Genomic DNA, 15,807 nt, shown 5'->3' with positions numbered 1-15,807 from the left:
CAATGACAGATATAAGAGGTTTTTTACCCTTAAAGGAAAAACCAATACATAATAAGGCATGTTCATCGTTTTCCGCAAAGCAACAAAACAATGTTTTCTGGAAGGTCGTTTTACGGACATTTTGCACCGGAAATGAAAACACATCCGTTTCTCTCAGCTGGGAGTAAAAACCGAAGAAGTTAATTAAAAGGGGAAATTAAGAAACACTTAAAAGTAAAAAAAAAATGAAAAAGCTTATTTTTTTCTTGACCGCAACAGCAGTCTCTATTTTGTTTACAGGATGTTCTAACGAATTCTCGGACGAAGGCCCTGCAAATATAGCAACAAAAGCAACAGTAACTATACCACACAACACCATTATCACTTCGGATGTTACATGGAGTAATACTAATGAGTATATCCTAAATGGTAAAGTCTATGTAAAGGCTCCTGCCACATTAACTATTCAAGCCGGAACAACCGTAAAAGGAGTATACAATTCTAATCCGGAATTAGCCTCTGCTTTAATTGTAACACGTGGGGCAAAAATTAGTGCTATAGGCACTGTTACAAATCCAGTAATCCTGACAGCACAGAACGGGCTGAAAGGTGGTTGGGGTGGACTTGTTCTTCTCGGTAAAGCTCCTCTTAACAGAACTGACCAGTTAATAGAAGGTATTAACCCAACAGTGGTTCCATCCGGAGTTGATGTGTATTATGGAGGTGGCGGAGCCGGACTAGGTACTGCCAATGATAATTCGGGAACACTACGTTATGTACGTGTCGAATATGCTGGAGCAAAAATCTCAGAAGCGAATGAATTAAACGCATTTACTTTTGGCGGTGTTGGCAGCGGAACTATATTAGACCATTTACAGGCATATCAGGGAGCTGATGATGCATTTGAGTTCTTCGGAGGAACCGTAGATGCTAAGTATTTGGTTTCTACAGCAACAGATGATGACGCTTTTGACTTCGACTTTGGTTACCGGGGACGCATCCAGTTTGCAGTTTCAACGATTGACCCTTCATTAAGCTATTCAAGTGATCCTAATGGCATTGAGTGTGACAATGATGGAAGTTCATCAGGAGCCGAACCTTTTACTCGTCCTGTACTAAGTAACTTAACTATTGTAGGAACAGAAACAGGCAAAACTAATGCAGGTGTTTCTTTGAAATCTGCAGCCAATTTCCGTAGAAATACACAATTTACATTAGTTAATAGTATACTTTATGGATTTCCTTCAGGCATACTTAAAGAAACAACTAATTCGTTCACATTATTGAACAATGTAGTTTCATCTGCAGTTGCAAATCAAGAATTTAATGCATTTACACCTGATGTAAGTAATCTTGCTAGAGCTTGGAATAACCTGATACTTGATACCCCATTTGGCGATTATTATAACTCTAATGCATTGAGACCTACCGGAGGGGCAGCAATAGACGGAAGTTACTACACTCATACAGACTCGTGGTTTACTAATACGCAGTATAAAGGAGCCATTGACAAAAATGCACGTGTAGCGAGCTGGTTACAAGACAGCTGGATTAAATAAAATCGAATGTCTATTAAGTATTTATAAACCAAAGTAGCTGGACGGTGAGTATTTGCTACCACCATCCAGCTATTGTTATTACAATAATAATGAATAGAATACCTTTTTTTGTGTTACTTACTTTCATATCGACACTTTTTGTTGGATGTGATAAAAATGATGAACTTAATGACGATATAGCAGGATTTTATGAATTAAGCTTAGATATTGTTTATCCATTAGGATCTACCTATATCGCAGAATTTAACGGACAGGATATTTCTAATACCAAGTTTTCCAGGAATATCGAGAAAGGAGAATTAAAGATATTTCCGAAAGGTAATAATATCGCTGAATTGACTATCAATGATTATAATATTAGTCAAGCTGGCGAAAAAATCCGTTTGATTAAGTTATCAGGACAAAACATTGAACTTTATAGAGAAGAGGATTTTGTTACTTTTCAAAATAATATCCAATTCATTTCTAACAAATACAAGGCAACTTTAAACGGACAAGAATTAACCAAAGGTCTGAATTATTATAAAAAAGTGAATGGTTTGGATGGCACTTTGAAAATATATGAACAAAATACAACAGAACCTATTTTTACTCAATCATTATCTATTTTAGAGACAGGAGAAAGTAAAATAAATCTTTTACAACTTTCCGAAACGTTATTTTTGGATGTTCCTGCAGATACTGTACCAGATCCTCTGTCTGAACAATATACTAAAGTCCGCTTTTTCTATACACCAAATGTTTTTCCAGGAGTTGAGAAAATTAAACTAGAAATACTAGAATATACAAATTTAACACCTATAGGTTCTATCGAAATGAATGTAGGCGAACTCTCCCCATATTTAACTATAGACTGGGATATAGTAACAAATGCCGGGGGACAATTGAATGGATTATGTCAGATTATAACGGATCTTGCAACAGGAAATATCTTGGTGAATGGAGAAACCAACTATGATGCTGTGATTGATTTAATTAAAAATAATAATTATAAAAAAGTAACATGTCAAATACCTGTGGATGGAATAGTTATAAAACCGATAGAAACATTAAGTAGTAAATGGTAATTCTCGTTATATAATTTCATATGCATAATGATCTTTTATACATTCATTCTAAGCACAGAGTCCGAAAATTTATAATATTTCTATCTGGAGTATTATTTCTGACAGGATGTTCTTTAGATGATGATAAACTTATCTCTCTTGATCCGGTTTCATACACTACTTTAATCTATCTGGCAGCTGATAATTCATTAGACAATGATGTGGATTATACGATTAGCAAGATAAAAGAAGGTGCTAAAAAAAGCGCTGGGACAGCAGTTGTGTATTTGGACAGGAAAGACGCTTCTCCGCAACTATTCAAAGTCAACCGGGATGGAACAGAAACAGTCCTGAAAAGCTATGAAGAGGAGAATTCTGCAGATACAGAAACATTAGTACGTGTTATTCAGGAAACAAAGCAATTAATTCCTTCAGAAAGATTCGGACTAGTAATTTGGTCTCATTCGATGGGATGGTATCCTGCTACCTACATAGAAGAACAAACGGATGAAAGCATCAGATTGAAATATGTAGCCATTGATGAGAATCCCAATATAGAGGATAGTTCTATTTCTTATATGGAAGTAGATGCCATTGCAAAAGCTTTACCAGATGGAGCAACCGAATATATATGGTTTGATGTTTGCCTAATGGGGACGATAGAAGGCCTGTATGAATTTCGTAACAAGTCGAGATACCTTGTGGCTTCACCGACTGAAGTTTTATTTGCAGCCGCTTATGATGCCTCGGGTGCTCCCTATGACAAAATTCTGCCATTGATGTTTGGTGGGGAAAAAGAATTGACTGAAGCCTGTACAATTTTTTACAGGCACTATAATGAAATGAAATATGAAATCCTTCGATCGGCAACCATTACCTTAGTAGATACAAAAGAACTGGATGGATTGTATGCCGAAACAAAACGAATTCTTTCGGGGAAGTTGCCGGAAATAAGAAATATATCAACTGACAGTATACAAACATATCATACGAAGTATATTCCACAGATCTTTTTTGATTTTGCGAATTTTATCAAAGAAAACAGCACAATTCAAGAATACAGCTCCTTTGAAGAACAACTCTCTCGGACTGTCCTATACAAAGCAGCCACTGCCTCTTTTATGGTTGGTACAGATAACATGTTTATCATTAATCCTTCAAAATACAGTGGCTTGAGTGTATATATTCCTTTGCAGAAATGGGAAGGAACAAATGATTACCGATATTATTTCTCCCGGTTGGAATGGAGTAAAGTGTACGCACAATGAACGATCTTTAATTTGAAAGTAAATATTCATTATCAACATGGGAAAAACGTGGACGAAAATATAAGAAAAACAATAATGACTGGATCCGATTGACTCTCTGACCTGACAAGGCTGGATGAATGGTATTATAATACACAAATAACGATATGATTGTAGGCATAAATAAACAAAAACATAAGTTTTTGACTGAACGCTTGGAAAAACTGAAAGAGCTATCGCAAAAAAGCTCTAATGAAGAGATTATTGATGAAGGTAAAATTCTGGAGACAGAGTTGGTCCGTCTGGAGGATAGCCTTAACCAATATGATCTTTTATTACAGCAACTTGCTTCTTCAAGGGATGCATACAACAGTATTTATGAGGATGTCTCATTAAATGCCTACAAATTTACACGAAAGGTTCGAAAACACACCTAAATGCTCTCCTTCATCTTTACAAAACTTTAAGCTCAGTGACTTCTATCGGTAACCTCCGGTAGAAGTATACTGTGCTGATTACACCAACAACTCGTTTATGTACACATGACTTTTGACTGGCACAAAAGTTAAGACCAACCTTGTTATCTATGTATCAATTTCCATCAGGAGCAAAACTATTCCCGCTATATCTGTCCAAATGAAGACGATTGACACGAACTATAAAATATTTTGCATATCTTTGAAAGATGACTAAGATCTCTAAATCGGATTTGGTGTAGTAAACAATCTGTATTCCTAGTACAGATTGTCCTTTCGTTTTCTCTCGGATAAATCTTTTCGAGAGTATTTTCTATATTATTACAATTTAGTTTTTAATCTGTGTACAATGGCCGAAGCATTGTAATGTCTTCGCATGTATGCAAATACAAATAATGAAATGAGTAACGAAAATAAAACAATACACGATTTCGATTTTAGTTTAATCTGCGATTTTTTTTCAAATATGGAACGGCAAGGCCCCGGCAGCCCCGATGTAACTCTTAAAGCTTTGAGCTTTATAGACAATCTGACCGAGACATCCCTTATTGCGGATATAGGTTGCGGCACAGGAGGACAAACAATGACACTCGCCAAGCATGTCCATGGAAAAATTACTGCACTTGATCTGTTCCCCGACTTTATCGATATCCTCAATCGCAATGCCGAGCACTTAGGTGTACAAAATAGAGTAAAAGGAATTGTAGCCTCTATGATTAATGAGCTCCCTTTTGAAGAGGAGTCTCTAGACCTTATCTGGAGTGAAGGAGCCATTTACAATATCGGCTTCGAACGAGGACTCAAAGAGTGGCGTAAGTATTTGAAAACAGGAGGCTATATTGCTGTATCTGAAAGTTCGTGGTTTACAGACGAACGCCCTACCGAAATCAATGATTTTTGGGTGGATGCTTATTCAGAAATAGATACTATTCCGAATCAGGTAGCTAAGATACACAAGGCCGGATATCTTCCTGTTGCCACTTTTGTTTTTCCTGAAACCTGTTGGACAGAGAATTATTTTGCACCAAAACTCACTGCTACAAAAATATTTCTAAATAGCCACACAGGCAATAAAATGGCAGAAGAACTAGCAGCATCTCAAAGCCATGAAGAAGTATTATACCGTAAATACAAGGAATTCTATGGCTATACATTCTTCATCGCAAAAAAAGTAGAGAGAAATTCTTTCAATAATTGACAAACAAAATAAAATTCTAACTTCTATTTAAATAGTGCAGGTATTCTTTGAGTAAGAGTATCTGCACTTTTTTCGGGTGAGGAATAAAAAAGATAAGGCATATAAGTCCTTAATTAGGAAAACAGATCGTTCTCTGAAATAACTATTATAACTATCTTTATCAAAGATAAGCATCCTATGTATTTACAAGGATCTGCAGAAAATAAAAATAGCGTCTAAATATTGGTTATGAACATTATCTGTCAAACAAATCGGATCGGATTATCTTTATGGAAAGAAACTGACTGGGAACTAGCTTATGCCTTATGGGGAAACAAGGAAGTGATGAAATATCTTTCATCCAATGGGTTCTATAATGAAGAACAAATAAGGGTAAGATTAGAAACAGAAATCAATAATTATAAAACACATCATGTTCAATACTGGAAACTATACGAATTAAGTACAGCTCAATTCATGGGTTGCTGCGGATTAAAACCTCGCAAAGAAGAAGATTCTTATGAATTAGGATTCCAGCTGCTGCCTGAATTTTGGGGCAACGGATATGCCGGGGAATCAGCACTGCATTGTATCCGTTATGCATTGGAGGAACTGCATGCTAAGAATATATATGCAGGACACAATCCAAATAACAAAGCCTCTCAAAAACTATTAGCTAAACTAGGATTTGAACAAATAGATATTCAGTTTTATGAGCCAACAGGCCTATATCATCCTTTTTACAAATTAAGAGTTTCATAGACATAATTTAAAACGAACATAAGCTGTTTTATCGGCAGATTAATGATAAAGAGGCTTTTAAATCGTAAGACAGGAACTATATCAACAACTTACCCCATTCGTTTAGTTCCCAAAGTACCTTCACTAATTTATTTCCAAGTTCGGTCAAAGTGTATTCTACCCGAGGAGGTAACTCGTTAAATGATTTTCTAACAATAAGGCCGTCAGCTTCCATTTCTTTTAACTGCTGATTCAATACTCGCCTGTCAACATTTTCAATGCCCCGAAGAAATTCGCTCGGACGCTTTTTACCTTCGTTCATTTGCCAGAGAATAGGGATCTTCCATTTTCCGGATATTGTATTTACAGCAATTTCAAGAGGACATATTTTATCGACAATGGCTCTTTTACCTTCTTTCATCAAATAGTGACTTTTTTATCTCTACCGCATAAAAATATGCGTTATTGTACATCTCAACTAAAATATAGAGTTTTGCTAAACGATTTTATGATCTCAGACCAATTTATCATCCATTCAAATATAACAGCAATAGTCAGTTTTCATAAAATACAACATTAAATATTTACTATTACTTAAACAAATGAATATGACAAATCTACAAAAACAAATCGAAAATCTGAATCAAACAATGTCTTCACAGCTTCCTCAGGAAATACTGAATGCTTTTGCTGATTCAATTGCCGATTTGAAAAAAGATAGGATAGAGGATCGCTCTTTCAGAAAAGGAATGAAAGCCCGTTCTTTTAGTTTAAAATCATCCCAAGGAAAGACTATAAACTCTGATAATCTATTAGGTGAATACGATAAGATTATTCTGGTATTTTTCAGAGGAGACTGGTGCCCTTATTGCAATTTGGAGTTAAGGGCATTACAAGAAGCACTCTCTCGAATAGAAAATAAGAAAGCTAAATTAATTGCTGCTTCACCCCAAAAACAAGAATACAGTTCTGATATGAGAGAAAAAAATCAGCTATCATTTGATATTCTATTTGATAAAGATAATATTCTGGCAAATCAGTTTGGGATCTCCTTCAATTTACAAGATTTTGTCGTACCTTATTACTTACAGTTGGGCATTGACCTAAACGTGCATAATGGCAATAATCAAAATGCACTTCCCATACCTGCGGTTTTTGTCATCGATAAAGATTACAATATTACTTATAGCTTTGTTGATGCTGATTATACGAACAGAGTCGATATTGAAGAATTAATAAAGAATCTATAATCCAGAAAAAAAAGACAACATAGGGGCTTAGATATATATCAGCAAGATTCGCAAAGAAAGATGCTCTAAAATCCTGTATATTTACAAATTTATATCATTATGGATTATAAAGAATTAAGCAGACAGGAGTATACAGCACGTATCAACAGGGTAATGGATTATATTGGTAAAAATATAAGTCAAGTTATTGATTTATCCGTAATGCCGATATTGCATCATTCTCGCCTTATCATTTCCATCGGATCTTTACATTCATTACCGGAGAAACGCCCAATAACTTCGTATCCCGTATCAGGCTCGAAAGAGCAGCGGTACTATTGCAAGATAGCACTAAAGATACTATTAGCGAAATTGCTTTCCGGTGTGGATTTATAAATGTCTCATCTTTCAGCAGAGCATTCAAATCTTTTTTCGGAGTAAGTGCTAAAGAGTTTCGCCGGCTTGATAAAGCAATATATATTAAGAACGGAATCAGATATAGCAAGAATTGTAAACCGATTAGCAAAATAGGTAAAAATATACAGCAGGTAAATGAGCAAATTTGCAGTGTCGAACTAAATGAATTAATAATTATGGACACAAAAATTGAAATCAAACAAATGCCTGAACTAAACCTTATTTATTGTCGCCATATGGGTGCATTTAATAAGATCGGTCAAGCCTACGAGAAGCTATTTAAATGGGCTGTTCCCAGAGGTCTTGTGACTTCTTCTACTAAAACAGTTACTGTTTATCATGATGATCCTGCAGTCACAGGAGTCGAAAAAGTGCGTCAGGATGCCAGCATCATTGTAGAAAAAGATGTAAAGGTTGAAGGTGAAATTGGAAAATCAACCGTTTCAGCAGGAAAATATGCTATCGGACATTTCGAAATTAAAGAAACCGAATTCGAGCTGGCATGGAATACCATGTGCTCATGGCTGACCGAAAGCGGATATCAACCGGGAGAAGGTTCCACTTACGAATTGTATCACAATGATTACAACGAACACCCTGAGCATAAATTCATTGTGGATATATGTATTCCGGTAAAACCGTTGTAAAAATAAGTTCCTGATAAAATAAAAGCTGAACAACACTCTGTTATTCAGCTTTTATTTATAAAGTTATTTCATAAATTCTCGATTGCTCTTCCCATGGGTGATAACCGTTCCCTATGTATTTCCAACCATATTTCTCATAATAGCCTATATGATCAGTAGATAGATATAACTTCGTAAACCCTGCTTTTTTCGCATCTTCTTTTGCTTTCTCTATAAGCAAATGGGCATATCCATTTCCTCGGAATCGCTCATCGACAAATACAGCTGCTAACCAAGGATACAGATCCATTCTACTTATAAAATCATTCGTTATCAACCCGGCACAGCCGATAAACAGACCTTCCGACTCCAAAACATACCACTGCGGTAAAGGGTTGGGAGAACCAATGCTATGTTCAATACAATCTCTATATATTTCCGGCAAAACTTCAGACCAGCTCTTTTGCAAGAAAACGATGATCCTGTCTTTATATTCAGGATGTTCCCGTACAGATATTATCTTCATGTATCCCAAAGATAGTAATTTTACAAAACAAGGAGTCTATTCGATTCCGACCCACCACTTAGAGAAAACCTGTGCACTATCTTTCAGATTAACCACTTCTCCGATCATCGGTGTCAATATGCGTTGGTTTTCTTTTTCTGCAGTCTCGGTAACCTGTATCAAAGGCTCATCCCAAGGGTGGTTTGCCAATTTGAATTTCGATGAATGCACAGGTAATAATGCTTTTGCATTTAAGTCTTTAGCTGCCTGTACAACCTGATTAGGCATCATATGTATATATTTCCACCCCGATCCGTATTGACCATTCTCCAGGATTGCTAAATCTATGCCTCCAAATCGCTTTCCTATCCGCTCGAAATGAGTATCATACCCGCTGTCTCCTCCCAAATAGATCTTGATTGAAGGTGTTTGCAGTAAGAATGAGGCCCACAATGATTGATTTGGAGATAATCCCCTACCCGAGAAGTGCCGTGCAGGCAAACAATAGCTTACAAATCCTTCTCCCAAAGAAGCCTCTTCATTCCAATCCAGTTCGACAATCTTATCCTTATCAAAACCCCATTTTTCGAAATGTTCACCAACCCCAAGTGCACAGATTATTTTTCCGATACGATCTTTCAGAGCCATTACACTCTCATAATCGAGATGATCCCAATGATCATGAGATATAAACAGATAATCTATGTCGGGTATATCTTTTGTCTTATACGCATCACTCCCCTTGAAAGGCTTATTTAGAAACGATACTGGAGAAGCCACTCCATCTAATACGGGATCGGCTAATATCCGCTTACCGTCTATCTGAATGAAGTAAGATGAATGACCAAACCAGACAAGTACATCCTTTGTGCGATCTAAATTTAACAAGTCAGTTTTTATAGAAGGAATCTCCCCGATTGGTGTCACCCGCTTATAATCACCAAAAAGAAAATCATACATTATAGCGGCATAACCCTTATCTCCTGTCAGTTGAGGAGTTTCACTCAGATTCTGAAACTTTCCATCTCGATAGTTAGGTGAGTTATTTACTCTTTCCTTGCGTTCTCCGGTGGGCGTACGACCGAAATTAGCCTGATTCAGGAATATAACTGTAATAATAGTAAGTATGCCCAATATAGAAAGTATAATTATCATCGTCCGTTTTAGTCTCTTTTTTATTGGGGGTGTCATGTAGATTATTTTAAAGATAATAAAACAAAATACGTGCCAAGATATTAAGTCAAATAATCAAGACTCAGACTAATAATTTATTTTTAATATCATCACAAACTATCCTGTTCAACAATATTACTCTTCAATGAATACCGAAAATACCCTTTCGATATGCTTATTCAGAATTCTATCGTTCTTTATCTTTTTCTCTTCTTTTTAGCTCTCATTTTTATATAAATGTATAATCCTGATACAGGTAATGAAGCCCCGAACAATGCTGAAAGAAAAACCAGAATGCGTCCCGGAGTTCCGAATATCGCACCAATATGTATTTCATAATTCATTCTACGGAATTTATCTCCAAAGTCAGCTTCTGTATATTTTCCATTATAGGGACCATCTATTTTTATCTCTTCAAGGGAATAACGATCAAAAGAATATCTATCAGAGTTATAATATGTATCTTTATTTATATACACAGTTGCTCCTACTGCTGAAGCTTTATCTGTAGAATCCGGAATACTTATATTTATATACTCCGCTTCGGGATTCTCGCTGACCAGTTTTTCGAATACACGGTCTACGGTTGAGTAAACGGTCATTGCGTTATTAATATTTAACGAATCAGATTGGGCTACTCTCCATTCCGGTAGATCTTTTCCTCCGGATGTTATTTTATAGAGACCTTTCGACCACCATTCAAGTCCCCAGACCATGCCGGTGATGGCAACCGCTAATAAAATAAAACAAATATAAAATCCCAGAACACTGTGCAGATCAAATATTCTTCGCTTTGTTGGAGTTGTCTTCTTCCAATTGAACCAAAGCCTGTTTTTCGCTGCTTTTTTTGATTTAGGAAACCATATAATAAGTCCTGTAATGAGAACTATTACAAATGCAAGTGTTCCGTAATTGACAATTACTCGACCTACCTCCCATGGCAACCACAAAGCCCTGTGTCCCCATCTCATGTAATCCCAGAATGTATATTTGTATTCTCCATCTTGTCTATTGTTTTTAACTTTTAAAATATCTCCATGATATGGATTTACAGATATTTCCAAACTGTAATCGTCTCCGTATGAGCGGATGGATACGGCTTCTCCTTTACCATAAGAAATCGATTGGGGGGAATACCCGTTTAAACTGTCTTTCGACAATTCGAATAACTCGGATGGAAGCAATAAACGGGAATCTTCGACAGGAACTTTCAGGCTTTCATTAGCAGAACCGATCCACCCGTTTATACCCACAGCCCAAATGGCTCCCGTAAGACATACGATAAAAACAATAATTCCTGAAACCAATCCGATCCAGAGATGAAGTTGATATGCTATTTTCCTAAATTTCATACATAGTTTATAGAAAACAAACCACTATAATCCGCTTGAGAGTTACAGTGGCTTGTAAGGTTTTAGACTAAAAGTATTATTAATATGTCAATTTAGAGATTGTTGTGACATCTGCCGCATTAATAATCTCTAAACCTTTAGTACCTTGTGCAGATGCTATATCAATGTTATAAACAAAGAATTTGTTATTGTCATCTTTTAGTACATAGTGAGCAGTGGCTTTGTCATCTTCCACATATATTTTTTGTTTGTATGACATCTGTGCATGTTCAGGAACACCTGTTACCCATGTGATCGATTTATTTTGTACATCTACAATAGCCAATTTAGTTCTACCATTCCATTGCCCTACTTGTTCATCACTTACAAAGAAAGATGTAAGAAATTTATACCCACCTAAATATTCAGCTCTTGAAAGTTTCAAACCTCCTGATTTTTCTTCTACATTGAAGAAATAGCTTTGGTCAAACTCTTCAGCACCTTTTTTTACACGGATAAATGCAGACGGATTATCTACTCCAGCGGCAGGAGACCAAGCGTAAACATCCCCATCTTCAATTTGTTGTAGTCCTTGCATACCAAACCAGCTACCAAGTTCACCTGTACGTGTGTCGTGTATTGCTTTTTTGTATGTAAGTTCAGGATAGTTTACAATTAAAATATTAGCTCTGTCTTTGTGTTTAGAATCTCCATTATCGGGACTGGTTACGTAAGGGATAAATAATTTATCGTTATCAACCTGAAATACACCGTGCCACGATGGCCATTCGTTATCAATAGCTAACGGAGTCAGATCAATAGAGTTTGTTCCTGCCAATTGAAGATTTACAGCATCTACTCTGAACAATGTAGCGTTAGGACTTGTAGAGCTTCCTGTAAATCCACCACCTATCCATTCATTATTATTCACCGTACCATAAATGGCAGCTGTAACCGCGTTGATTTTATTTCCGATTTGTTCCACCGCACCTTTCGAATTCAGTTTGTATGGAGTGATCGGGCCTTGTCCGGCAAATCCATACACAGCCGCAAACAATGTATTATTCTGAACAATAAACGAGTAAGCATCGGTTTCAATACCTTTAGATAAATCAAGGGTACCGGAAGATAGAGAGTTGGTCGAGATAATATATGGAGCAGACTCTACTCCCGCTGATCCGGCAGAATAAGCTACAAATATGTATTTATAATTCCCATCCAAATTTTCTTCCTGAACAGGATCATTGTTGTCACTATCGCACGCAGCAAACCCAATTAAGCATAATAAACTTAGTATTAACGATTTTAGTTTCATTATTTTATTTATTTAATGTGAAATATTAGAATTTTGATATGAAGTAGCGGAATTTTATACTAAAAAAGCGACTTGGCTTTTGTAAACTAAAGTTATCATACAGAGTGGCATCTGTAAGGTTTCGGCATTCGAAAGCCAGATTATAACGTTCATGATGAAACGAGTATATGACTGCGACATCATGGGCTATTTGTTCCGGTATTGTTGCTTTACTGCTGCTTATTCCCTGACTAGGCCACCTTAAATAGTATTCGTGAACATATAAAAGATTATAATCGAATCGAAGAGAATTACCTTTCTTACCAATATTTTCCAATAAATAAGAGACGTTTCCATTTCCATACAAATAAGGAATATTAGGTATCCGATCTTGGTAAACGGGACCGTCTGCTTTATTCTGATTTGTTATATCCTGAAATGTAATGTTTGCACCTATTACAAAATTTTTCTTGTATGAATATCTTATTTCGGCATCTATACCTTTAGTTTCGACCTTACCCATATTCACCATTTTCTTTTTGGCACGATCTCCCGATACTGAGACCTGAGCTCTGATAAAGTCGGTAGTATTACGATATATGAGATTCGTTTCAAAATACAGAGTATGGACTTGATTTAAGTGAAGATTATAACTTCCTCCCAAATTGAAATTATTACCATGTTCGGGTCGAAGGTCGTAGTTAGACTCAAGATTTACCTCATCTCCAAACATCTCATCATTTTCGGGTAGCCTTAAGCTCTTCTCATACGATGCTTTAATCTGAAAATCAGGATTAAAGAAGTAGGTTGAAGCTATACCATAACCCGATTTATTTATATTATTCGATTGTATATAATATTCATCATTGTATACTCTGTGTGACTTATTATGCTGAAAATATTCTTTCAAGAAGAGCATCGTAGTCCATTTCTCATTATATATGTATTGATAGCTCAAGCCGATAATATTTTTATCAGATTTCTTGGGCATTTTGTTGGCTTGATTATCCGGATTGAGTCTATCTTCCCCTTTTCGGTTAAATGTATTGAGCGTATGGTTTACTGTAAACAGGTGTTGATCACTCAACTTATAATTAAAGTTTGTAACCAGTAGACCATTATTATTACGGTATTTATAAAGAGTTCTGCTATTTTCACCACCCACCGCATTAGGATTGCTTGGATTTTTGTATACAAATTCGCCTAACCAGTTGTATTGTCGGTATAAGGTATCAATGGTCTGTTCGGTACCAAAGTTGAAATTTCCGTTTAAACTGACATCAAGCCCTTTTGTGAAAAGATCCTTTTTGGCATATCGTATACTGGGCATAATAATATCCCCTTTGGTTTCTCGCCCGCCATATACATCATACATACGGTTTCCGGTTTGTATATCAGCTTTATTTTTCCCTAGAGTTATTCCGACTAATAGAGCATCGGCAAATGATTTGTTTACTAATCCGACCTTTCCTATAACCGTTTCATTATGGTAGTTATCATGAAAACGCTTTACACGCATTGGGGTGTAAAGCCCGGTTACTAAATCAGCAACTTCTACATCCACTTTATAATCATTGTCAGAATAGTTTTGGAAAGCATTTAATTGTACTGTGAATCCCGATTTGGTAGTATATCCAAAGTTGATTGAAGTTCTATGTGTATTAAATGAGCCGTAAGAGTAAGATGCATCCAGATAATTTTCCCGATTGGGGTTGGTGATTATATTAATTGCGCCACCTAGAGCATCTGCCCCTAGAGAAATGGGTACTACGCCTTTGTATACATCAATTCGATCAGCTAGATTTATAGGAATATTATTCATCTGAAAGGATGACCCAAGATTGTCCATGGGTACTCCATCGATAAAGAAACGGATCTGATTTCCCGAAAAACCGTTGAGTGAAAAGGTAAAGTTGGAACCGACTCCACCACTTTCACGTATACGTACTCCGGAGATTCTATTTAGTATTTGATTTAAATCAGAAGATGTGTTTGTATATTTTTTTGTTTCTATCGCATTCACATAAAAAGGCATTTCACGCACAGTCTGAGCTGATGTTTTTCCGGTAATCAAAACTTCTTTTAAGGATGTCTCATCTTCATCTAATGATATGTTGAGTGTCTGATTTTCATTGCCTGTTACAGTTACCGATTGTTCTTTTGATTTATAGCCTAGTATATATGCAACCACAGTATGCTTTCCTGGAGCTACAGATAACTTGTATTCCCCATTGCTATCAGAGAGAACCCCGTTTGTCGTACTTTTGAGATATACCGAAACTGACTCAATCGGTTGGTTTTGCCAGTTCTTTATAATTCCCGAAATGGTCGCCGATTTGGTCTGCGCAGACATATGAAGGGCAGGGGCTATCAGAATGACAGCCATAAAACAAAATTTTAAAAATTTCATCGAAAATTTATTTGTTAACTATTTAATTCTCTCATTACTTTGATTCGTAGATCGTGGGGTAATTCATGAAATTGGTTTTGACTGACAACTATAATTTCATTATCATTTCTGAATCTGAAATTTAGAGCAAGATAAGTTTCACCTTTTTTACATGTGACTGTCCGCGAGATTTCGTTTCCGGCCTTGCAGTTCGAAACAAAGGTTATTTCTTGATCGGTATCAGGTGTAAGCACCAATTTTTCGCAGAATTGAAGAGTTCGGGGAGAACTTTCGTTTAAGCTATCCTTACCTGAATTAATTTTATTGACAAAAAGTAAAATAAGAAGAACCGAGGCACAAGCAGCAACAGCTGTCCTCATAACGAAGATACGAGAGATAGAACCCGATCTGTTTTGCTTTATCCTTTGCAATACAGATGTCCAGATTTCGGATTTGACTTTCTTTTCTTCAGTCATAGATGAAAAGGTATGAATATCTTTATCCGAATCGGAATTCAGCCATTTCTGGACATGCTCCCGTTCTTCTAAAGTACATTCATTCCGGAAGTATTTTTCCAATAAATCTCTATTCATGTTATCTTCCTTATTCATACTTTTT

Annotated in this window: 15 protein-coding genes and 1 pseudogene; 9 read left to right on the top strand and 7 right to left on the bottom strand. The window is 36.2% G+C overall.

Translation table 11 applies throughout. From position 1 onward, the window contains the following. Positions 1-224: 224 nt before the first annotated feature. The 6 genes from AABJ51_RS14880 to AABJ51_RS14855 all read left to right on the top strand — a co-directional run bounded on the left by AABJ51_RS14880 (position 225) and on the right by AABJ51_RS14855 (position 6,246). Positions 225-1,538, top strand: coding sequence for a beta-helix domain-containing protein (locus AABJ51_RS14880; RefSeq protein WP_338373205.1), 1,314 nt, complete (start codon positions 225-227; stop codon positions 1,536-1,538). Positions 1,539-1,627: 89 nt separating this feature from the next. Further along, positions 1,628-2,605: a hypothetical protein gene (locus AABJ51_RS14875; protein WP_338373204.1), complete on the top strand. Its 978-nt coding sequence runs from the start codon at positions 1,628-1,630 to the stop codon at positions 2,603-2,605. Between the two features lie 20 nt (positions 2,606-2,625). After that, positions 2,626-3,852, top strand: a complete 1,227-nt coding sequence (locus tag AABJ51_RS14870) for a clostripain-related cysteine peptidase (RefSeq protein ID WP_338373203.1) — start codon at positions 2,626-2,628, stop codon at positions 3,850-3,852. Between the two features lie 146 nt (positions 3,853-3,998). Beyond that, the gene (locus AABJ51_RS14865; RefSeq protein ID WP_338373202.1) at positions 3,999-4,268 is read left to right on the top strand and encodes a hypothetical protein; all 270 of its coding nucleotides are present in this window, start codon (positions 3,999-4,001) and stop codon (positions 4,266-4,268) included. Between the two features lie 439 nt (positions 4,269-4,707). Then, a complete protein-coding gene (locus AABJ51_RS14860; RefSeq protein ID WP_338373201.1) occupies positions 4,708-5,505 on the top strand; it encodes a class I SAM-dependent methyltransferase in 798 nt (265 codons plus the stop codon). Positions 5,506-5,733: 228 nt separating this feature from the next. Beyond that, positions 5,734-6,246 carry a GNAT family N-acetyltransferase gene (locus tag AABJ51_RS14855; RefSeq protein ID WP_321577298.1) on the top strand — a complete coding sequence of 171 codons (513 nt, stop codon included), beginning with the start codon at positions 5,734-5,736 and terminating at the stop codon, positions 6,244-6,246. Positions 6,247-6,322: 76 nt separating this feature from the next. Here the strand turns inward: AABJ51_RS14855 and AABJ51_RS14850 are convergent, their stop codons facing one another. Further along, complete coding sequence (locus AABJ51_RS14850) at positions 6,323-6,646, bottom strand: winged helix-turn-helix transcriptional regulator (protein WP_026626553.1); 324 nt, start codon at positions 6,644-6,646, stop codon at positions 6,323-6,325. Positions 6,647-6,833: 187 nt separating this feature from the next. Here AABJ51_RS14850 and AABJ51_RS14845 point away from each other — a divergent pair, with 187 nt between their 5' ends. The 3 genes and pseudogenes from AABJ51_RS14845 to AABJ51_RS14835 all read left to right on the top strand — a co-directional run bounded on the left by AABJ51_RS14845 (position 6,834) and on the right by AABJ51_RS14835 (position 8,518). Beyond that, positions 6,834-7,475, top strand: a complete 642-nt coding sequence (locus AABJ51_RS14845) for a peroxiredoxin-like family protein (RefSeq protein ID WP_338373200.1) — start codon at positions 6,834-6,836, stop codon at positions 7,473-7,475. A 194-nt stretch (positions 7,476-7,669) separates the two neighbouring features. Further along, a pseudogene (locus AABJ51_RS14840) lies at positions 7,670-7,864 on the top strand (helix-turn-helix transcriptional regulator); the annotation flags it as partial. A 183-nt stretch (positions 7,865-8,047) separates the two neighbouring features. After that, positions 8,048-8,518 carry an AraC family transcriptional regulator gene (locus tag AABJ51_RS14835; protein WP_338373199.1) on the top strand — a complete coding sequence of 157 codons (471 nt, stop codon included), beginning with the start codon at positions 8,048-8,050 and terminating at the stop codon, positions 8,516-8,518. A gap of 55 nt (positions 8,519-8,573) precedes the next feature. Here the strand turns inward: AABJ51_RS14835 and AABJ51_RS14830 are convergent, their stop codons facing one another. The 6 genes from AABJ51_RS14830 to AABJ51_RS14805 all read right to left on the bottom strand — a co-directional run bounded on the left by AABJ51_RS14830 (position 8,574) and on the right by AABJ51_RS14805 (position 15,800). Then, the gene (locus tag AABJ51_RS14830) at positions 8,574-9,023 is read right to left on the bottom strand and encodes a GNAT family N-acetyltransferase (RefSeq protein ID WP_026626550.1); all 450 of its coding nucleotides are present in this window, start codon (positions 9,021-9,023) and stop codon (positions 8,574-8,576) included. A 36-nt stretch (positions 9,024-9,059) separates the two neighbouring features. Further along, positions 9,060-10,157 (bottom strand): MBL fold metallo-hydrolase, encoded by a 1,098-nt coding sequence (locus AABJ51_RS14825; protein ID WP_338373198.1) that lies wholly within the window; start codon positions 10,155-10,157, stop codon positions 9,060-9,062. 215 nt (positions 10,158-10,372) lie between these two features. After that, complete coding sequence (locus AABJ51_RS14820; protein WP_026626548.1) at positions 10,373-11,527, bottom strand: PepSY-associated TM helix domain-containing protein; 1,155 nt, start codon at positions 11,525-11,527, stop codon at positions 10,373-10,375. A 79-nt stretch (positions 11,528-11,606) separates the two neighbouring features. Next, the gene (locus AABJ51_RS14815) at positions 11,607-12,821 is read right to left on the bottom strand and encodes a DUF4374 domain-containing protein (RefSeq protein WP_338373197.1); all 1,215 of its coding nucleotides are present in this window, start codon (positions 12,819-12,821) and stop codon (positions 11,607-11,609) included. 25 nt (positions 12,822-12,846) lie between these two features. After that, positions 12,847-15,186, bottom strand: coding sequence for a TonB-dependent receptor (locus AABJ51_RS14810; RefSeq protein WP_338373196.1), 2,340 nt, complete (start codon positions 15,184-15,186; stop codon positions 12,847-12,849). A 38-nt stretch (positions 15,187-15,224) separates the two neighbouring features. Next, a complete protein-coding gene (locus tag AABJ51_RS14805; RefSeq protein WP_026626545.1) occupies positions 15,225-15,800 on the bottom strand; it encodes a hypothetical protein in 576 nt (191 codons plus the stop codon). Positions 15,801-15,807: the final 7 nt, after the last annotated feature.

Source organism: Indolivaga capnocytophagoides (assembly GCF_036511535.1).
GTDB lineage: Bacteria > Bacteroidota > Bacteroidia > Bacteroidales > Dysgonomonadaceae > Dysgonomonas_A > Dysgonomonas_A capnocytophagoides.
This window is presented reverse-complemented; position numbering and strand designations above follow the sequence as displayed.